The sequence below is a fragment of the Geodermatophilus chilensis genome, assembly GCF_002802985.1.
In the GTDB taxonomy this organism is placed as follows: domain Bacteria; phylum Actinomycetota; class Actinomycetes; order Mycobacteriales; family Geodermatophilaceae; genus Geodermatophilus; species Geodermatophilus chilensis.
The window spans coordinates 1-19,184 of record NZ_NVPT01000054.1 but is presented as its reverse complement, the minus strand read 5'-3'; the positions used below and the strand labels follow the sequence as shown (position 1 = coordinate 19,184).

Annotated in this window: 17 protein-coding genes and 1 riboswitch; of the genes, 9 read left to right on the top strand and 8 right to left on the bottom strand. The window is 74.6% G+C overall.

Features of this window, described 5'->3' with window-relative positions:
- Nucleotides 1-228: 228 nt before the first annotated feature.
- Entirely contained in the window at nt 229-1,500 is a 1,272-nt protein-coding gene (locus CNO22_RS11215; RefSeq protein ID WP_100499449.1) for an ArgE/DapE family deacylase, read from the top strand.
- The gene (locus tag CNO22_RS11210) at nt 1,497-2,126 is read left to right on the top strand and encodes an HD domain-containing protein (RefSeq protein WP_100499448.1); all 630 of its coding nucleotides are present in this window, start codon (nt 1,497-1,499) and stop codon (nt 2,124-2,126) included. Before CNO22_RS11215 ends, CNO22_RS11210 begins: the two co-directional genes overlap by 4 nt.
- Here the strand turns inward: CNO22_RS11210 and CNO22_RS11205 are convergent.
- Nucleotides 2,095-2,373, bottom strand: coding sequence for a DUF4031 domain-containing protein (locus tag CNO22_RS11205; protein WP_100499447.1), 279 nt, complete (start codon nt 2,371-2,373; stop codon nt 2,095-2,097). The two genes, CNO22_RS11210 and CNO22_RS11205, sit on opposite strands and share 32 nt — an antisense overlap.
- 35 nt (nt 2,374-2,408) lie before the next feature.
- Here CNO22_RS11205 and CNO22_RS11200 point away from each other — a divergent pair, with 35 nt between their 5' ends.
- Nucleotides 2,409-3,425 carry a Gfo/Idh/MocA family protein gene (locus CNO22_RS11200; protein WP_100499446.1) on the top strand — a complete coding sequence of 339 codons (1,017 nt, stop codon included), beginning with the start codon at nt 2,409-2,411 and terminating at the stop codon, nt 3,423-3,425.
- 87 nt (nt 3,426-3,512) lie between these two features.
- Nucleotides 3,513-4,253 carry a hypothetical protein gene (locus CNO22_RS11195; RefSeq protein ID WP_100499445.1) on the top strand — a complete coding sequence of 247 codons (741 nt, stop codon included), beginning with the start codon at nt 3,513-3,515 and terminating at the stop codon, nt 4,251-4,253.
- A gap of 4 nt (nt 4,254-4,257) precedes the next feature.
- On the opposite strand, the gene CNO22_RS11190 is transcribed toward CNO22_RS11195, so the two are convergent.
- Nucleotides 4,258-5,097, bottom strand: coding sequence for a DUF72 domain-containing protein (locus tag CNO22_RS11190; RefSeq protein WP_100499444.1), 840 nt, complete (start codon nt 5,095-5,097; stop codon nt 4,258-4,260).
- Between the two features lie 292 nt (nt 5,098-5,389).
- On the opposite strand from CNO22_RS11190, the gene CNO22_RS11185 reads away from it, so the two are divergent.
- The 4 genes from CNO22_RS11185 to CNO22_RS28995 all read left to right on the top strand — a co-directional run bounded on the left by CNO22_RS11185 (nt 5,390) and on the right by CNO22_RS28995 (nt 9,539).
- Nucleotides 5,390-7,420: a fibronectin type III domain-containing protein gene (locus tag CNO22_RS11185; protein ID WP_198588254.1), complete on the top strand. Its 2,031-nt coding sequence runs from the start codon at nt 5,390-5,392 to the stop codon at nt 7,418-7,420.
- Between the two features lie 144 nt (nt 7,421-7,564).
- Nucleotides 7,565-8,974, top strand: coding sequence for a glucose-6-phosphate dehydrogenase (locus CNO22_RS11180; RefSeq protein WP_198588253.1), 1,410 nt, complete (start codon nt 7,565-7,567; stop codon nt 8,972-8,974).
- The gene (locus tag CNO22_RS29680) at nt 8,938-9,180 is read left to right on the top strand and encodes a VOC family protein (protein ID WP_332870076.1); all 243 of its coding nucleotides are present in this window, start codon (nt 8,938-8,940) and stop codon (nt 9,178-9,180) included. The genes CNO22_RS11180 and CNO22_RS29680 overlap by 37 nt, the downstream gene beginning before the upstream one ends.
- The gene (locus CNO22_RS28995; RefSeq protein ID WP_232806956.1) at nt 9,144-9,539 is read left to right on the top strand and encodes a VOC family protein; all 396 of its coding nucleotides are present in this window, start codon (nt 9,144-9,146) and stop codon (nt 9,537-9,539) included. Before CNO22_RS29680 ends, CNO22_RS28995 begins: the two co-directional genes overlap by 37 nt.
- Nucleotides 9,540-9,634: 95 nt before the next feature.
- On the opposite strand, the gene groL is transcribed toward CNO22_RS28995, so the two are convergent.
- The 3 genes from groL to thrC all read right to left on the bottom strand — a co-directional run bounded on the left by groL (nt 9,635) and on the right by thrC (nt 13,349).
- On the bottom strand, nt 9,635-11,263 hold the full coding sequence (gene groL / locus CNO22_RS11170; RefSeq protein ID WP_100499441.1) for a chaperonin GroEL: 1,629 nt from the start codon (nt 11,261-11,263) through the stop codon (nt 9,635-9,637).
- 388 nt (nt 11,264-11,651) lie between these two features.
- Nucleotides 11,652-11,852, bottom strand: coding sequence for a cold-shock protein (locus CNO22_RS11165; RefSeq protein WP_012946987.1), 201 nt, complete (start codon nt 11,850-11,852; stop codon nt 11,652-11,654).
- Nucleotides 11,853-12,047: 195 nt separating this feature from the next.
- Entirely contained in the window at nt 12,048-13,349 is a 1,302-nt protein-coding gene (gene thrC, locus CNO22_RS11160; RefSeq protein ID WP_198588252.1) for a threonine synthase, read from the bottom strand.
- A gap of 12 nt (nt 13,350-13,361) precedes the next feature.
- Nucleotides 13,362-13,492: riboswitch (SAM riboswitch) on the bottom strand.
- Between the two features lie 60 nt (nt 13,493-13,552).
- Between thrC and CNO22_RS11155 the strand changes: the two genes are divergently transcribed.
- Entirely contained in the window at nt 13,553-14,374 is an 822-nt protein-coding gene (locus tag CNO22_RS11155; protein ID WP_100499440.1) for an HAD family hydrolase, read from the top strand.
- A 35-nt stretch (nt 14,375-14,409) separates the two neighbouring features.
- On the opposite strand, the gene CNO22_RS11150 is transcribed toward CNO22_RS11155, so the two are convergent.
- From CNO22_RS11150 to CNO22_RS11140, 3 genes are all read right to left on the bottom strand, one after another.
- On the bottom strand, nt 14,410-15,282 hold the full coding sequence (locus CNO22_RS11150) for an ABC transporter permease (protein ID WP_100499439.1): 873 nt from the start codon (nt 15,280-15,282) through the stop codon (nt 14,410-14,412).
- Complete coding sequence (locus CNO22_RS11145; RefSeq protein ID WP_232806955.1) at nt 15,279-18,167, bottom strand: alpha/beta fold hydrolase; 2,889 nt, start codon at nt 18,165-18,167, stop codon at nt 15,279-15,281. Before CNO22_RS11145 ends, CNO22_RS11150 begins: the two co-directional genes overlap by 4 nt.
- 86 nt (nt 18,168-18,253) lie before the next feature.
- The coding region (locus CNO22_RS11140; RefSeq protein WP_157936908.1) for a LytR C-terminal domain-containing protein at nt 18,254-19,184 on the bottom strand (931 nt) is incomplete at its 5' end.

The window sequence follows — 19,184 nt, the reverse complement described above, 5'->3', positions numbered from 1 at the left end:
GGGGAAGGGTCCGGACCGGGCGACGGCCGCCTCGCGGCGAGAAGCACAACGCGGCTCCAGGCCCCCGACCGAGGTCGGGGCGGTAGTCCGCGAAGGCGTAACCAAATTGGCACCCGGGGGCACGATGCACCCGGCCCGGACGCTCTCCACGCTACCCCCGGCGACGCGGCCTCACACGGCCCGGGGCGAGTGACTTCGACCGTTCCGGGTGCGTGCCAGACTCCGCCCGTGGCCGATCTGACCGACGCCGAGGCGCGCGTGCTCTCCGCCGTCGACGAGGCTTGGGCGGTCGCCCGGCTGCAGGACCTGGTGGCCGTCCCCTCGGTCGGCGGCACCCCGGCCGAGTCCGAGGTCCAGCACCTGGTCGGCGACTGGCTGGAGGAGCTCGGCTGCGCCGTCGACCGCTGGGAGGTCGACCTCGCCGAGGCGGCCACGGCACCGGACGCGCCGGGCCAGGAGGTCGAGCGCAGCGAGGCGTGGGGCGTCGTCGGCACCGGTCCGGCGGCCGAGGCGGGGACGCCGGCGTTGGTCTTCTGCGGCCACACCGACGTCGTCCCGCCCGGGGACCGGGCCCTGTGGCCCCGTGACCCGTTCGACCCTCACGTCACCGGCGGCGCGGTCCACGGCCGCGGCTCCTGCGACATGAAGGCCGGGGTCGTCGCCGCCCTCGCCGCGCTGGCCGCCGTCCGGACGGCGGGGGTGCGGCTGGCCCGCCCGGTCGCGGTCCATGCCGTCGTCGGCGAGGAGGACGGCGGCCTCGGCGCGTGGGCCGCCCTGCGGCGCGGGCACCGGGGCGACCTGTGCGTCATCCCGGAGCCCACCGCCGGCGCGGTCGTCACCGCCAACGCCGGGGCGCTCACCTTCCGCCTGGAGGTGACCGGCCACGCCGCGCACGCCGCCCACCGCGACCGCGGGGTGAGCGCCATCGAGCTGTTCGAGCGGGTGCACGCCGGGCTGCGCGCCTTCGAGGCCGAGCGGCAGGCCGGCGCCGACCCGCGCTTCGACGGCGTCCCCTACCCGTACGGCATCAGCATCGGCCGGGTGCGGGCCGGGGACTGGGCCAGCTCGGTGCCCGACCGGCTGGTGGCCGACGGGCGCTACGGCGTCCGGCTCGGCGAGGACGTCGCCGCGGCGCGGGCGGCCCTCGAGGTGCGGCTGGCCGAGCTGTGCGCCGCCGACCCGTGGCTGGCCGGGCACCCGGTGCGCCTGACGTGGACCGGTGGCGCCTTCGCCAGCGGCTCGCTGCCCGCCGGGCACCCGCTGCTGCCCGCCGTCCAGCGGGCGGTCGCCGACACCGGCGCCGGGGTGCCGCCGGAGCGGGCCATCCCCGCCGGCAGCGACCTGCGGCTCTACGCCGCGGCCGGGGTGCCGACGCTGCACTACGGCCCCGGTGACCTGCACCTGGCGCACGGGCCGCTGGAGCGGGTGCCGGTCGACGAGCTGGTCACCGCGGCGCGCGCCTTCGCCCTGCTGACGCTGCGCACCTGCGGGGTGGCATGAGCCTGGTGGGCTTCGAGGCCTGGGCGGAGCTGGCCGGCGACTCCCCCACCTCCCGCACCGAGTGGGCCGCCGTCGTCGCGGCGTGGTCCGAGCCGCACCGCCGCTACCACGACCTGGCGCACCTGGCCGCCGTCCTGGGGCTGGTCGGGGAGGTGGGCGGCGCCGCGACCGACCCCGCCGCGGTGTGGCTGGCCGCCTGGTACCACGACGTCGTCTACGACCCCCGCCGCGGCGACAACGAGGAGGTCAGCGCCGAGCGGGCGCGCGCCGGCCTGCGCGGGCTGGTGCCCGCCGAGCGGGTCGAGGAGGTGGCCCGGCTGGTGCTGCTGACCGCCGGCCACGACCCGGCGCCGGACGACGCGAACGGCGCGGTGCTCTGCGACGCCGACCTCGCGGTGCTGGCCGGACCGCCCGAGGCCTACGCCGCCTACGCGTCGGCGGTGCGGGAGGAGTACGGCCACCTCTCCGACGCCGAGTTCACCGCCGGGCGCACCGCCGTCCTCGAGCACCTGCTGGCGCTGCCGGGGCTGTACCGGCTGCCGGCCGTCGCCGACGAGTGGACGCCGCGGGCGCGGGCCAACCTCGCCGCGGAGCTCAGCCTCCTGAAGGCGCGCGCCTCTTCTTGAGCCGCAGCCCCGCTCCCATCAGCCGGGCGAGCAGCTCGCGCCCGCCGACCGGCTCGGCGCCGGCGGCCACCGCCACCTCGTAGAGCTCGGCGGGGACGTCGTAGTGGTCGCCCTGGAACGCCCGCCGCGGGATGCCGAGCTCGGCGGCGACGAAGGCGTGCAGCTCGTCGTAGGAGACGTCACTGACCAGGTGCGACCACCGCCGACCGCGCCACGGCCACACCGGGGGGTCGATCAGCACCGCCACGGCGTCAGTCTGCCCGCCCGGATAGCGTCCTGCCGGTGACCGAGGAGATCCGCTGGGGCGTCGTCGGACCGGGCCGCATCGCCGAGAACGTGATGGCCGACTTCGCGCACGTGCCCGGCGCCCGGCCGGTCGCGGTCGCCTCCCGGTCGGCGCAGCGCGCGGCGGCCTTCGCCGAGCGGCACGGGCTCGAGCGGGCACACGGCTCCTACGCCGACATCCTGGCCGACCCGGAGGTCGACGTCCTCTACGTGGCGACGCCGCACGCCCAGCACCACGCGGTCGCCCTCGCCGCCATCGACGCGGGGAAGGCGTTGCTGGTGGAGAAGGCCTTCACGGCCACCCCCGAGGGCACCCGGGAGGTCGTCGAGCGGGCCCGGGAGCGCGGCGTCTTCGTCATGGAGGCGATGTGGACGCGGTTCCAGCCGGCCGTCGTCCGGCTGCGGGAGCTGGTGGCCGACGGCGCGATCGGCGAGGTCCGGTCGGTGCAGGCCGACCTGGGCGTCGCCCGCGAGTTCGACCCGGCCGACCGGCTCTTCGCCCACGAGCTCGGCGGCGGGGCACTGCTCGACCTCGGCGTCTACGTCGTCTCGTTCGCCCAGATGGTGCTCGGCGACCCGGACACCGTCACCGCGACCGGCTCGCTGTTCGCCACCGGTGTCGACGCCGAGGTCGCGCTGCTGCTGGGGTACGCCGACGGGCGGTCGGCCACGCTGACGACCTCGCTGCGCTACCCGACGCCCGGGCAGGCGCGGGTGCTCGGCACGACCGGCTGGATCGACGTCCTGCCCCGCTTCCACCACCCGAGCACCATCGTGCTGCACCGCACCGGCGCCGATCCCGAGGAGATCACGCTGCCACCGTCGGGCACCGGCTACAGCCACGAGCTCGCCGAGGTGACCACGTGCCTGCGGGCCGGGCGGACCGAGAGCGCCGTGATGCCGCTGGCCGACACCCTCGCCGTCCAGACGATGCTGGGCCGGGCCGCCGAGCAACTCGGCGTGCGGTTCGTCGAAGACCCGCACGTGATACAGGGTCCTGCCCCTCTCGGGTGAGACGACTCCGGCATCGGCATCCGGCAGCCGATCAGAAGTCAATGGCCCTGCTCCCCGCGGGCCACCGACTCCAGGGAGAACACCGGTATGGCACTCATCGAGGGCCTGGCCGCCGTCGCGGCCAAGATCGTCGGCGCCAGCACCGTCGCCCAGGCCACCGCCGGACTCGGCATCGCCGTCGCCGGCGTCACCGGCGCCGGGGCGGCCGGCGCGCTGCCCACGCCGGTGCAGGACGTCGTCGCCGGCGCCGTCGAGGTGGTCTCCCCGTTCGACCTGCCGGACTCGGCGGACGACGACGCCACCGAGACCGACGACTCCGGCACCGACTCCCCCGACGACGCGCTCGAGACCGACGACTCCGGTACCGACTCCCCCGGCGACGCCACCGAGTCCGACGACTCGGGCACCGACTCCTCTGACGACGCCACCGAGTCCGACGACTCGGGCACCGACTCCCCCGACGACGCGGACGACGCGGCCGGGACCGACGACTCCGCCACCCCGGCGCGGCAGGCCCGCGAGGCCGCGCGCGACGCGGAGGAGGAAGCGCGGGAGGTCCAGCGGGCGGCCGACGAGCAGGCGCGAGAGGCCGCACGCGAGGCGCGTGAGGCCCAGCGGGCGGCCGACGAGCAGGCCCGCGAGGCCGAGAAGCAGGCCCGCGAGGCCGCCGAGGAGGCCGCCGAGGCCCAGCGCGAGGCCGAAGAGGAGGCCCGCGAGGCCGCCGAGGAGCAGGCCGAGGAGGCTGCGGAGGCCCAGCGCGAGGCCGAGGAGGAGGCCCGGGAGGCCGCCGAGCGGGAGGCCGAGCGCAGCGGCTCCGACGACGACTGACCCCTCACCCCTCCGGCAGGCCGGGGCCCGCTCCCGCGAGCGGCGTCCCGGCCTGCGGCGTCTCCGGGGGCGCCCAGGCCCGGCCGGTCGCCTGGTCGGCGGTGGGCACGCGGGTCGGCGACCGGCCCGTGCGGCGGACCGCCTCGGCGAAGACGACGGCGTCGGTGACGGCCGCCCCGCCGGGGTCGTTGTTGAAGTACACGAGGACGTGTGAGTCCCCGTACGCCTCCGACAGGCGCTCGGCCCACACCCGCAGCGTCTCCGGGCGGTAGGCCCAGCCCTCGGCTCCCGTGTGCAGGCGCAGGTAGCCCCAGTCGGCGGTGCGCCACAGCGGCGCGACCGGCTGCTCGGCGCGGTCGGCCCAGCACAGCGCCGCGCCGTAGCGCTCGAGCAGCGCGCGGACCTCGTCGGTCCACCAGGAGTCGTGCCGCGGCTCGACGGCGACCCGCACGTCGGCCGGGAACTGCGCGAGGCACTCGCGCAGCAGGTCGGCGTCGGCCTTGAGCGTGGGCGGCAGCTGCAGGAGGACGGCATCCAGCCGGTCGCCAAGGCCGGCCACCCGCTCCACCAGCCGGGCCACCGGCTCCCCGGGGTCGCGCAGCCGCTTGACGTGTGTGAGGAACCGGCTGGCCTTGACCGCCCAGCGGTAGTCGGCGGGCGTGCGCGTCCGCCAGGCCTCGAAGGTGGTCCGCTCGGGCAGTCGGTAGAAGGCGTTGTTGCTCTCGACGCTGGCGAAGTGCTCCGCGTGGTGCTCCAGCCACAGCCGCTGCGGCAGCTTCGGCGGGTAGAAACGGCCGCGCCAGTCGCGGTACTGCCAGCCCGACGTCCCGATGACCACCGCCACGACAGCCGCCTACCCGCCCGGGCCGCCCTCGACTCAGGACCTGCCGCGCCCCCGGATTGGGGGGATCCGCTCCCCCTCCGCTCGGCTGCCGGGCACGTCGCCGCGCGACGACCGTGACCTCCACGAGACCGGCCCACGGCGGTGTGGGCACGGCGCGACCGCGGAGTAGGCGATGACCAGGACACGACCGACCCAGCACGGCGGTCGCGGGGGTGCGCACAGGGCTGTGGTTCCCCCCGCGTCGCGAACGTCCCGATCCCCCAGGCGACTGATCGCCGGCGGCCTGGCGGCCGTGACGGCCACCGGCAGCCTGGTGACCTTCGCGACCATGGCCCAGGCAGGCACCCCTCCGGCGGGGCCCGGCAACATCGAGATCTTCAACAAGCGCAGCATGGTCGCGCTCGAGGGCTACCTCGCCCAGGCCGGGCAGGAGGCCACCGTCGAGGTGCTCCGGGGCACGGAGACCATCGCCATCGGCCGGGGGACGATCGACGAGACCGGCTTCCTGGAGTTCAACCACCCCGGCGGCGAGTGCTGGATCGGGGTCACGCCCACCATCAAGCCGGGCGACGAGGTCCGGGTCTCGTTCAGCGGCGAGGCCTTCACGGACTCCGCCGTCACGATGTCGCCCACGGTCACCGAGGTGGTCGGCAGCGGGTTCGCGCCGGACGGCGTGGCCCAGCCCGAGGGGTCGAACCGGGTGTCGGGCACCGGCACCGTGACCATCTCGGGGACCTACGACCCCGAGGACCCGTGGTTCGACCCGACCCGGTTCGTGATCGAGACGGTCAACCCCGACAACAAGGACGACAAGACGCCGCCCGGTCAGGACCCGGGCCTGGTGGACGCCCGGGCCATGGGCATCACCCTGGTCCCGGACGCGGAGCACCCCAACGGGGAGCCCGGTCTGTGGGACGCCGCGGCCACGATCGACCCCGCGACGGGCACGTGGTCGGGTACCTACACGCTCTACACCAAGGCGGACTACGACCGCACGCTCGGCGGCGACCACGTCGCCGCAGCCTGGATGGCGGGCGAGGAGCCGGCCCTCGGCCTGACCCAGAACGAGTTCGAGGAGATCCCCGGCCCGGGGATGGGCGGGTGCCCGCCCAGCCCGGACGGCCAGGTGCCGACCGCGCCGACGACGGCCCAGCTGTCGTCCGCCACGGGCTCGACCTCGGTGGAGGTCGCCTGGAAGACGCCGGCCCAGCCCGCCGACGCCTCCGAGGTCACCGGCTACCGGGTGGCGGCGATCGGTGGCGCCCACGTCGAGCAGGAGATCGCGGAGCGCACCGGCGGCACCAGCGTCTCCCTCGACGGTCTCGAGGCCGGTGGGACCTACGAGATCACGATCGAGGCCTACAACGGCCGGTGGTCGGCCCCGCAGTCGCTCGGGACGGTGGTCGTCGGCTCTGGCACCGGCGGCACCACCCCGCCGGACGGCGGGACCGACCCCGGCACCGACCCGGCCACGGCCCCCGGGGCCCCGACCGGCCTGACCGCCAGCAGCGCGTCGCTCGACAGCGCCGACGTGAGCTGGGCAGCCACCACCGGTGCGACCGGCTACACGGTCACCGCCACCTCGGGCGACGCGGCCGCCGCGGTGCCCGCTCCGGTGACGGTCGCAGCTCCGGCGACCACGGCCACGCTCACGGGCCTGACCTCGGGCGCGACCTACACCGTCTCGGTGACCGCATCCAACGCCAGCGGCGCCGGCCCGGCCGCCACGGCCACGGTCTCCACGCTGAGGGCGGTGGCCCCCGCGCCGTTCACCCTGACCAGGGTCATCCCCGGTCACGAGAGCATCGCGGCGGAGTGGACAGCGGCGGCCGCCGGCAACGCGGCCAGCCCGGTGTCCGGCTACGACCTGGTCGCCACCCCGGCGGACGGTCGTGCTCCGGTCACCCTCGCGGCGACCGGCACCGCCGGCACCGTGAGCGGGCTCCGGAACGGCGTGGAGTACGCGCTCACCGTCGTCGCCAGGAGCGGCACCGCGACCACCACGTCCACGGTGCCCGCGACCGTCGACAACACGGTCACGCCGACCGACGTCGTCACGGTCACCCGGGCGCAGTACCGGGCCGACCGGCGCGAGTACAAGATCCAGGGCACCGCGCAGGACACGACGGCGAACCGGGTGCACCTCCGGCTCGGCGACGTCGCGGGCTCCGGTGCGACCATCCAGCTCAACGTCCCGGTCGCGGCCGACGGCACCTGGACGGTCGACCTCCGGAACGGGCCCGCCCTGCCGACCAACAACCGTTTCAACGTCACCTCCGACTCCGGCGCCAAGACGGTCGCCGTGATGACGCGGTCGCGCTGATCCGGCGACACACGCCAGGGCCCGCTCCCCGGCCCTGACCACGGAACAGGCCGAGGGCCCGTCACCTGACCGGTGACGGGCCCTCGGTCCGCGTCGGGCCCGATGCCAGGCGTGGCCCCCGCGCCGCACGGGCACAGGACCCGCGTGACCGACCTGCCACCGACCGTCTTCGTCCTCTTCGGCGCCACGGGCGACCTGTCCCGCCGGATGGTGCTGCCGGCCTTCTCCGAGCTCGCCCAGCGGGGTCTGCTGCCGGAGGACTGGCGGCTGGTCGGCAACGGCCGCGGCGACGTCTCGCACGTGGACTTCGCCGACCTGGTGCACGACGCGCTCACCGAGTTCGGCCCGCACCCCGACCAGGGCCCGTGGGAGGAGTTCGCCGCGCGGCTGCGCTTCGCCGGTGGCGGCTTCGAGGAGTCCGACCCGGGCAGCCTGCTCGACGTCATCGGCGAGGCGCGCGAGGAGCTCGGCGGCGACCCACAGCTGGTGCACTACCTCGCCGTCCCGCCGTCGGCGTTCGAGAAGCTGACCCGGGCGCTGGAGCGGCACGGGCTGACCGACGGCGCCCGGGTGGTCTACGAGAAGCCCTACGGCACCTCGCCGGAGAGCTTCCGCGAGCTCGACGACCTGGTGCTCTCCGTGCTCGACGAGCAGCAGGTCTTCCGGATCGACCACTTCCTGGGCAAGGAGGGCACCCAGGACCTGCACGTGCTGCGCTTCGCCAACGGCCTGTTCCAGCACGTGTGGCACCGCCACCACGTGGCACAGGTGCAGATCGACGTCCCCGAGGACCTCGACGTGGCAGGGCGCGCGGAGTTCTACGACGCCACCGGCGCCGCTCTCGACATGCTGGTCACCCACCTGTTCCAGGTCGCCGCCGAGGTGGCGATGGAGCCGCCGGCGAGCTTCTCCCCCGAGGACCTGCAGGAGGCCCGTGAGGGCGTGCTCGCCGCCTTCCGTCCCCTCGACCCCGACGAGGTGGTGCTCGGCCAGTTCGACGGCTACACCGACATCGACGGCGTCGCCGACGACTCGCGGACCGACACCTACGTCGCCGCCCGGCTGTGGGTCGACACCGACCGCTGGCGCGGCGTCCCGTTCGTGCTGCGGACCGGCAAGCGGATGGCCGCCGGCGAGGAGCGGGTCAGCCTGCTGCTGCGCCGTCCCGACGGTCCGGTCACCGACGTCCCCGGCCACGGCAACGTGCTCTCGCTGTCGCTCTCGGGGTCGGGCGCGGTGGACCTGCAGGTCGTCGCCAAGGAGCCCGGCCCGGACCTCGCCCTCGCCACGGCGACGGCCTCGCTGCAGCTGGCCGACGTCCCCGGGGGGACGCCGCTGCCGCCCTACGTGTCGCTGCTGCACGACGTGCTCGTCGGCGACCGGTCGCTGTTCACCAGCAGCGAGGGCCTGGCGCACGCGTGGCGGGCGTTCGCCCCGCTGCAGCAGCACCCGCCGCGGGTGCACCGCTACGCCCCGGGCTCCTGGGGTCCTGAGGAGGCCGAGGCCCTGGCCGCGCCCTGCGGCTGGCTGCTCGGCGACGGACACCGGGCCTGAAGAGGACCCCGTCCTCCCCACCTCTCGCGCGCTCGAGGCGGGCCCCTGGACGGGGCCGCCGGTGCAAGGACCTCTGCCTCGACGCCCGCGACCACCAGGCGCTGGCCGACTGGTGGTGCGCGGCGCTCGGCTACGTGCGTCGGCCCGCCGATCGGCCGACGTCCGACCCGTGGCGATCGAGGACCCCACCGGCGCCGGTCCGCTGATCTGGGTCAACCCGGTGACCGAGCTGAAGACGGTCAAGAACCGGATGCACCTCGACGTCGTCGGCGACACCGCGGCGCTGCAGGCCGCGGGCGCGACGCTGCTGCGCCCGGGACGCCGGGATCGGCTGGGACGTGCTCGCCGACCCGGAGGGCAACGAGTTCTGCTGCTTCGCTCCCGGGTGAGGCGGCGGGCGGTGGTCACCTCGGTTCCGCACGAGTCCTCCACCGCCCGGAGACCCCGCTGGGCCGATGCTGATCTCGCACGGCGCACCCGGCGGACGGCGACTCCGGGGAAGTCATCGTCCGGGCGGCCGCGGAGACGACGTGTTCCCTGGAGTCGCGGGGACGCCGTCGGCTGACGAGACCGGGCGAGCCCACCAACGCCGACAGGGGCGGCCCCGCGAGTGCGGGACCGCCCCTGCCGGGCAGTGCTGGTGCTACGGAAGCAGTGGACTCAGAAGTCCATGCCGCCCATGCCGCCGTCGCCGCCGGGCATGGCCGGAGCGTTCTTCTCCGGCTTGTCGGCGATGACGGCCTCGGTGGTGAGGAAGAGCGCCGCGATGGAGGCGGCGTTCTGCAGCGCCGAGCGGGTCACCTTGGCGGGGTCGATGATCCCGCTGGCGACCAGGTCCACGTACTCGCCGGTGGCGGCGTTGAGGCCCCAGCCGGTGTCGGAGTTGCGGACCTTCTCCGCGACGACGCCACCCTCGAGGCCGGCGTTGATCGCGATCTGCTTCAGCGGCGCCTCGAGCGCGACGCGCACGATGTTGGCACCGGTCGCCTCGTCACCCTCGAGCTCGAGCTTGTCGAACGCGACGGCCGTGGCCTGCGCGAGAGCGACGCCACCACCGGCGACGATGCCCTCCTCGACGGCGGCCTTCGCGTTGCGCACCGCGTCCTCGATGCGGTGCTTGCGCTCCTTGAGCTCGACCTCGGTCGCGGCGCCGGCCTTGATGACGGCGACGCCACCGGCCAGCTTGGCCAGGCGCTCCTGCAGCTTCTCGCGGTCGTAGTCGGAGTCCGACTTCTCGATCTCGGCGCGGATCTGGTTCACCCGGCCGGCGATCTGGTCACTGTCACCGGCGCCCTCGACGATCGTCGTCTCGTCCTTGGTGACGACGACCTTGCGGGCGCGGCCCAGCAGGGAGATGTCGGCGGTGTCGAGCTTGAGGCCGACCTCCTCGCTGATGACCTGGCCACCGGTGAGGATGGCGATGTCGGCCAGCATGGCCTTGCGGCGGTCGCCGAAGCCCGGGGCCTTGACGGCGACGGACTTGAAGGTGCCGCGGATCTTGTTGACCACCAGGGTCGCCAGGGCCTCGCCCTCAACGTCCTCGGCGATGATCGCCAGCGGCTTGCCCGACTGCATGACCTTCTCCAGCAGCGGGAGCAGGTCCTTCACCGAGCTGATCTTGCTGTTCACGACGAGCACGTACGGGTCGTCGAGGACGGCCTCCATGCGCTCGGCGTCGGTGACGAAGTAGGGCGAGATGTAGCCCTTGTCGAAGCGCATGCCCTCGGTGAGCTCGAGCTCGAGGCCGAAGGTGTTGCTCTCCTCGACGGTGATGACGCCTTCCTTGCCGACCTTGTCCATCGCCTCGGCGATGAGCTCACCGATGGCGGTGTCGGCGGCGGAGATCGACGCGGTGGCGGCGATCTGCTCCTTGGTCTCGACGTCCTTGGCGGTCGAGAGGAGGTACTCGGTGACCGACTCGACGGCCTTCTCGATGCCCTTCTTGAGGGCCATCGGGTTGGCGCCGGCGGCGACGTTGCGCAGACCCTCGCGGACGAGCGCCTGGGCGAGCACGGTGGCGGTGGTGGTGCCGTCACCCGCGACGTCGTCGGTCTTCTTCGCGACCTCCTTGACGAGCTCGGCGCCGATCTTCTCCCACGGGTCCTCGAGCTCGATCTCCTTGGCGATGCTCACACCATCGTTGGTGATGGTGGGGGCGCCCCACTTCTTCTCGAGGACGACGTTGCGGCCCTTCGGGCCGAGGGTCACCTTGACGGCGTCGGCGAGGGTGTTCATGCCCCGCTCGAGGCCGCGGCGAGCCTCTTCCTCGAAGGCGATCATCTTGGCCATGTGGTGATGTCCTCCATGCATGGATCGCTGCACGGCCGGGACCGGCGCCCGCGACGGACGACACCGGCGGGTCGGGCACTCCGTCGGCCCGCACACCAGTGCCTCACCGTTCCGACCTGATTGGCACTCGGCACTGTCGAGTGCCAAACCGAGTCTGGCACTCGCCCCTGACGAGTGCAACAACATGGTCGGCCTACCGGCCTCCACCGCCGCCGGGAGACGTCCCCGACCTGCGTGGAGCCCGTCCACGTCCCTCCTCGGGGACCCTCCGGGCCCGCCTCGTCGGTCGTACCCGCGGGGCCCCTTGCGTCAGCTCGGGCGAGTGGGTGCCTGCCACGACGGAGGCCCGGTTCCCCCGAAGGGGAACCGGGCCTCCGGTGGGCTCAGGTCAGGCGCTGCGGACGGCGTCCGCCTGCGGACCCTTCTCGCCCTGGACGACCTCGAAGGTGACCCGCTGGCCCTCGTCCAGGCTCTTGTAGCCGTCCATCTGGATGGCCGAGTAGTGGACGAAGACGTCCTGACCGCCGTCGACGGCGATGAAGCCGAAGCCCTTCTCGGCGTTGAACCACTTCACGGTGCCCTGTGCCACGTGCGCTCCCACGTTCGTGCGTGCGGACGACCCCCCACCGACCAGGGAGGCCGGGTCGAGCTCTTCCGCCCGTCGGACACGAACGTGGAACCGAACCGCGGGGAAACGTACAGCACAAAAGCCGAGGTGAGACCAGACTCACGCACACGGCACACCGGATCGGGGGACGACGCCCCCGGAATCGACCCTACCCGGTCACCCGATGAGGCCCGCAGACCGGACCGACGACAGGGCCGGCGACACCCGGTGGGTCGGCCCGACGACCGGCTCCAGCGGGTCGAGGGTCTTCAGGCCCTCACCGGTGTTCAGGATGACGGTCTCCTTGGCGGGGTCCAGCCGGCCGTCCTCGACCAGCTGGCGCAGCACCGCGGTGGTGACCCCGCCCGCGGTCTCGGCGAAGACGCCGGTGGTGCGGGCCAGGTCGCGGATGCCCTGGACGATCTGGTCGTCGTCCACGCGGCCGACGCTGCCGCCGGTGCGCCGGATGGCGTCGAGGGCGTAGGGACCGTCGGCGGGGTTGCCGATGTTCAGCGACTTGGCGATGCCGGTGGGCTTGACCGGCTTGACGACGTCCCAGCCGTTGTCGAAGGCGGTGGCGATCGGGTCGCAGCCGGCGGACTGTGCCCCGAAGACGGTCCACTCGGTGGCCTCGACGATCCCGGCCGCGGTCAGCTCGCGGAACGCCTTGTCCACCTTGGTGAGCAGCGAACCCGACGCCATCGGGATGACGACCTGCGCCGGGATCCGCCAGCCGAGCTGCTCGGCGATCTCGTAGCCCACCGTCTTGGAGCCCTCGGCGTAGTACGGCCGCACGTTCTGGTTGACGAAGGCGGTGTCCTCGAACTCGTCGGTCTCGGCGAGCTCGCTGGTCAGCCGGTTGACGTCGTCGTAGGAGCCGTCGACGGCGACCAGCGTCTGGCCGTAGACCGCCGACTGCACGACCTTGCCGGGCTCGAGGTCCGACGGGATGAAGACGAAGGAGGGCAGGCCCACGCGGGCGGCGTGCGCGGCCACCGAGTTGGCCAGGTTGCCGGTCGAGGCGGCGGCGATCTTCGTGTAGCCCAGCCGCTTGGCCGCGGTGGCGGCGAGGCTGACCACGCGGTCCTTGAAGGAGTGGGTGGGGTTGGCCGAGTCGTCCTTGACCCACAGCCCGCCGGTCAGCCCGAGCTCCGCGGCCAGCCGGTCGGCGCGCACGAGCGGGGTCATGCCCGGGTCGAGGGTGACGCGGTCGGCCGGGTCCTGGCCGACCGGGAGCAGCGCGGCGTACCGCCAGATGTTCTGCGGACCGGCCTCGATCTGCTCGCGGGTGACCGCGCGCATCAGCTCGGGGTCGTAGTCGACCTCCAGCGGGCCGAAGCACTCGGCGCAGGCGTGCTCGGCGATGAGCCCGAAGGTGGCGCCGCAGTTGCGGCAGACGAGGCCACGCGCCGGGGACGGCGGGACGGGGCCGCCCGCGCTGGAGTCGGCCTGCTGGGAACCGGGAGCGGTCAGGGTCATGCGACGACTACCTCCTCATCTTCCCCGCGTCGGGCCGTCGAGCCGCGCGGGACGGAATTGGCACCCTTCCGCTGCGCGGACGCGCAGGGCGGCGGTTGCCGGGGCTTCGTCGGGCCGTGTCCCTCTGCCCCTCTGGATGAGTGGAACGCCCAGGACTCTACCCACGTCGCGGGCGTCGCAGCGGGCCGGGCCAGGATGGGCTGGTGAGCACGCGCGTCGTCTACACCGATCTCGACGGCACGATGGTCGGGCCACGCGGCTCCTTCTGGCACACCGAGGGACGCGAGCTGACCGCCGAGCCGGCGGCCACCCTGCTGGAGCTGCACCGCGCCGGCGTGGCGCTCGTGCTGGTCAGCGGCCGCACCTTCGAGCAGGTGGTGGAGGCGGCGCGGATCTTCGCCGCCGACGGCGCCATCGCGGAGCTGGGCGCCACGATCAGCTGGGACGCCGCCCGGCAGACCCACCGGCTGACCGGCGAGCTGCCCGAGGAGTACGCGGGCCGCACGCCGATGGCGGTGATGGCGGAGCTCGGGGTGGTCGACACCCTGGTCGCCGACCACCCCGGGCGGGTCGAGTGGCACGCGCCGTGGCACGCCACCCACGAGACCGACGCCCTGCTGCGCGGCCGCCTCGACCCGCTGGCGGTGGACGCCTGGCTGGCCGAGCGCGGGCTGGGCTGGCTCACCCTCAAGGACAACGGGGCGCTGCCGCGCACGGCCCGCACGACGCTGGCAGCCGCCGAGGCGCCGGCGCGGGTCTACCACCTGATGCCGCGCGGGATCACGAAGGGCGCCGCGATCGCCTGGGACCTCGAGCGGCGCGGGCTGACCCCGGCCGACGCGGTGGCGATCGGCGACAGCGTCAGCGACCTGGAGATGGCGCCCGCGGTCGACCGGCTGTGGATCACCGCGAACGGGGCCACCGTCGACGGGATGGCCGACCTGCTGGCCGCCGTCCCCAACGTGACGGTGACCGACGCCCCCATGGGCGAGGGCTGGGCCCAGGCCGTCCGCGCCTCGCTGTGACCTGCCGGCGATCTCCGCGGAAATCGCCGGAGGATTCAGGAGGTGACGTCGCGGCGGGAGAAGTGCCGGAACCCCAGCGCCGTGAACACCGCCGCGTAGAGCAGCGACTGGATGACGCCCCGGAACATCTCGTCCGCGTCGACCGGGGTCTCGAGCAGGTGGGTCCAGGCGAACTCCTCCGCGGTCGGGAAGAAGTCCCGGATGTCGCCCAGCTGCTCGACCTGGTCGAGGATCGCGAAGACAAACATGGTGAAAACCGCCCCGCCGACCGCGGCCAGCGGCGCGTCGGTCACGGTGGAGAGCCAGAACGCCAGCGTGCCCACGACGAGCAGGTGGACGGCGAGGTAGCCGACCATCCCGGCCAGCCGCACCAGCCCCTCCCCCTGCCCCAGCGTGACGCCGACCGGTGTCTGGACGGCGCCGAAGCCGAACGCGATGCCGCCGGCGAGCAGCGCGGTGAGCACCAGGGTGACCAACGCACCCACCGACAGCACGAACGCGGCCAGCCACTTCTGCCGGAGCAGGCGCATCCGCGGCACCGGGGTGGCCAGCGTGTAGCGCAGCGACCCCCACTGGGCCTCGCTGGCCACCGTGTCGCCGAAGAACAGCGCGTAGACGACGACCAGGAAGAAGCTCGTCGTCGCGAACAGCACGAACAGCGTGAAGTTCAGCCCGCTGGAGGTGGCGACGTCGACCAGGTTGATCCGGCTGTTCTCCTCGGCCTCCTCGGTGCCGCCCAGCTGCAGGGCGGCGATGAGGATGAGCGGCAGCGCCACCATGAGCACCAGGACGCCGAGGGTGCGCCGGCGCTTGAACTGCCGGCGCAGCTCGACCGACAGGCGCAGCGTGCGCTCGGGTCGGTAGCCGGCGACCGCCCCGGTCGGCTGGACGTGCTCGGCGGTGCTCATGACTCCCCCACCAGTGCCAGGAACGCGTCCTCGAGCCGGCGGCGCGGCGTGAACGCGTCCACCGCGATGCCGGCCGCCACCAACGCCTGCAACGCCCGCGCCCGGCTCGTGCCGTCGAGGTCGGCGACCAGCCCCTCGTCGGTGTGCTCCACCGTCACCCCGGGCAGCCCGGTGAGGACGGCGGCCGCCCGCTCGGTCTGGGCGTCGTCGGCCAGGCCCACCAGGACCGAGCCGCCGGTGCCGACGAGCTCCTCCACCGTGCCCTGGGCGATCTTCTGGCCCTTGGCCATGACGACGACGTGGCTGCAGGTCTGCTCGATCTCGCTGAGCAGGTGGCTGGAGACGATCACCGTGCGGCCGGTCGCGGCGTAGGAGCGCAGCACCTCGCGCATCGCGTGGATCTGGGGCGGATCCAGCCCGTTGGTCGGCTCGTCGAGGACGAGCAGGTCGGGCAGGCCGAGCATGGCCTGGGCGATCGCGACCCGCTGGCGCATCCCCTGGCTGTAGCGGCGCACCGGCCGGTCGATCGCGGCACCGAGACCGGCGACCTCGATCGCCTCCGCCATGTGCGCGTCCTCGGCGGGGCGGCCGGTGGCGGCCCAGTACAGCCGCAGGTTGTCGCGGCCGGACAGGTGCGGCTGCAGCCCGGTGCCCTCGACGAACGACCCCAGCCGGGACAGCACCGGCGCGCCCGGGCGGATCTCGTGGCCGAAGACGGTGATCCGCCCGTCGGTCGGCCGGATCAGCCCCATGAGCATGCGCAGCGACGTCGTCTTGCCCGCGCCGTTGGGGCCGAGCAGGCCGAGGACCTGGCCGCGACGCACCTCGAACGAGAGGTCCCGGACGGCCACGAAGCCGTCCTTGTAGGCCTTGGTGACGTCGGTGAAGCGCAGCGGCACGTCCTCGCCGTCGGGCTCGACGTGCGAGACCTGCCGCCGCCGGCGCCTGCCCCACAGCACGGCCGCGAGCCAGCCGAGCAGGCCCAGCGCCACGACGACGCCGAGCAGCACCCACCAGCGGGACGTGCCGCCGGCGGCCTCGGTGCGCCCGTCGACCTCGGGGACGGCGAGGGCCGCGGCGTCCCCGCCCTCGGCCAGGGCGACGGAGTAGACGGCGGCCTCGGCCGGCAGCGCGAACGCCTGGTCGGTCGCGGAGACCACGACCCGCATCGTGTGCCCGGCCTCGAAGCGGTGCACGATCCCGGGCAGCGTCACGCTCACCCGCGTGGGCGCGGTCGGGTCGGCGGACAGGCCGGTGAGCGAGAGCGGCGCGACCAGGCCCCCCGGCAGCGTCGCCGTCCCGTCGGGAGCGACGTCGTAGAGCTTCGCGAAGAGGGTCGCCGAGCCGCCGGGCGAGGCGACGGCGAGGTCGATGGTCGAGGCACCGACGACCTCCACCGCCTCGTCCAGCGGATCGCTCTCGAAGGCCGCGAACTGGCCGGGGATCTCGAACGACGCCCCTGCCAGCGCCGAGGCCAGGGAGCCCAGCCCCGGGACGACGGTGATCGCGGCCGGCGTCCCACCGGCGGGCGTGACGACCGGCTGGAGCGCGCCGGCGACGGCGACCGCCTCGCGCTGCGCGGGCTCGGTGCCGGCCAGGCCCGGGTACGCCGGCGCGGTCACGGTGCGGTTGCCGCCCTGCACGGTGCCGACGGTCGCGGCCACGCCGGTGGGTGCGGGGAACTCGAAGCCGGTGCCCGGGTCCTCGCCCTGGTCCCGCAGGTGCCAGTCGAACCAGCCGGCGACCTGCTCGCGCAGCTGCTCGGTGGTGCGCTCTGAGGCCTGGGAGTCGTGGCCGCCCTGGTACCAGACCACCTTGACGAGGGTGCCGTCGGCGGCGATGCCGCGGGCGTTGGCGTCGGCCTGACCCAGGCCGAACAGCGAGTCCTGGGTGCCCTGCACCAGCAGGGTGGGCGCGTCGATGCGGTCGAGGACCGTGGCCGGGCTGCTGCGGTCCAGGACGGCGGCGATCTCGGGGGTGAGCGTGCCGCTGGACGCCGCGGTCTGGTACGCCGCGCACACCTCGGCGGTGAACCGGCCGCAGGTCAGCAGCTGCTCGACCGCCTGCGGGTCCACCGCGGCCGGATCGACCGCCCCGAGGTCGGCGGGGAGGCCCGCGGGCGGTCCGCCCGCCGCGGCGGCTCCGTCGCCGTCGCCGTCCCCGCCGCCGAGCGCGCCGAGCAGCCCACCGATGGGCGCCGACCCGACGCCGAAGAACAGGCCCGACCACAGTCGCTTGTAGACGCCGCCGTCCTGGGCCTGCGGGGTGGCCGCGACGGTGGCGGCGGCCGGCTCGCCCACCTGGGAGGGGAACAGCGCGGCGGTCAGCGAGTGCCAGGTGATCTGCGGGGCGACCGCGTCGACGCGGTCGTCGTAGCCGGCGCCGAGCAGGGCCAGCGCCCCGCCGTAGGAGGCCCCGGCCACGCCGACCCGCGGGTCACCCTCCGCGTCGAGCAGCACGTCCTCGCGCGCGGCGAGCCGGTCGAGCAGCGCGGAGAGGTCGGCCACCTCGAACCGGGGGTCGTTCAGGCCGATCCGGCCGGTGCTCGCCCCGAAACCGCGGGCCGAGTAGGTCAGGACGACGTAGCCGCGGCCGGCCAGGTCGCGGGCGTCGTCGGCCACCGACTCCTTGCTGCCGCCGAAGCCGTGGGCGAGCACGACCGCCGGCGCGGGCTCGTCGGCCGTCGCTGCGGCCGGCAGGTACAGGGTGGTGTCGAGCTCGGCGGCGTCCGCGCCCGTGCCGACGGGGACCCGCGCCTCCTCGGCGGCGACCTCCTCGGCCGCCGCGGCCGGGGGGACGGGCAGCAGCCCGGCCACGGCCAGGGTGAGCAGCAGGAGCAGGGCGGCGTACGTCGCGCGGGCGCCGGGGCGCGGGCGGGGACGCACGGGCCCGCGAACGGGACGCACGGAGCCGCCAACGGACGGCCGCGCCCGGTGGTTCCGCGGACGGCGCGGCGCGGGGTGGCCTGCGGTCAGGGCAGCCACTCGCCGGTGGTGACGACCACGAGGCCGGGCGCAGGGACGTCCGGGACCTCGAAGAAGCGCACCGCCGGGCCACTGATCTCCGGGAACTGCTGGACGAGCTGGGTCGCGGCGGCGTACTGGGTCTGGTCCCCGTCGGTGTAGTAGACGGTCGTCGTCGCGACGTCGGCGCCGTCGTACTCCGCGACGCCCGCGGACTCCCAGCCGCCGGCGGTCAGCTCGGCGGCGATGTCACCGGCCAGGCCGGAGACACCCGTGGCGTTGAGCACGGTCACGGGCACGCGCACCGGCGTGGCGGGCGCGGCGTCGACCGGCGGCAGCGGCTGGACGTCCAGCGGCGGCAGGGCCGAACTCGGCACGGCCGGGACCGACGCCGTCGCGCCGGCCTGGGGAGAGCTGCTGCGCGCGGCCTCCTGGGCCTCCGGCGAGGTGAAGGAGTAGACGCCGAGCACCACGAGGGCGATCACGGCGACGGCCAGCAGGCCCACCGCGGCGCGGCGCACCCGGGAGCTGCGCCCCTCCTCCTGGCGGGCGGCGCGGAGGGCGCGCAGCCGCTCGGCCTCCGCGGCCTGGCGCTCCGCCCGGAAGGCGGCGCGACCCCCGACGACCCCGGTGGAGCTGCCGGTGTCCGGCCCGCGGCGATCCTCGTCGACGGCCCGGTCGCCGTCGTCGAACCGGTCGTCGTCCTCGCGGTCGTCGTACTCGTCGCGGTCGTACTCGTCGTCGTACTCGTCGTCGTACTCGTCGTGGTCGCGGGCGGGCGTCCGGTCCGGGATGGCCTCGGTCGCGGGGGTCGCCGCGCGGGAGGAGCCGGCGGGCGTGCGGTCGGGGATCGCCTCGGTGGCCGGCGGCGCCGACGGGGCCTCGTCGCGGGTCCGGGAGGGGCTGGTCCAGTCGAGGTACTGCCCCTTATACACATCT

Excerpts from the sequence above, each read along its gene's own strand:
- CNO22_RS11210 (WP_100499448.1), top strand. The coding sequence starts at position 1,497 with ATGAGCCTGGTGGGCTTCGAGGCCTGGGCGGAGCTGGCCGGCGACTCC.
- CNO22_RS11195 (WP_100499445.1), top strand. The coding sequence starts at position 3,513 with ATGGCACTCATCGAGGGCCTGGCCGCCGTCGCGGCCAAGATCGTCGGC.
- groL (WP_100499441.1), bottom strand. The coding sequence starts at position 11,263 with ATGGCCAAGATGATCGCCTTCGAGGAAGAGGCTCGCCGCGGCCTCGAG.
- thrC (WP_198588252.1), bottom strand. The coding sequence starts at position 13,349 with ATGACCCTGACCGCTCCCGGTTCCCAGCAGGCCGACTCCAGCGCGGGC.
- CNO22_RS11150 (WP_100499439.1), bottom strand. The coding sequence starts at position 15,282 with ATGAGCACCGCCGAGCACGTCCAGCCGACCGGGGCGGTCGCCGGCTAC.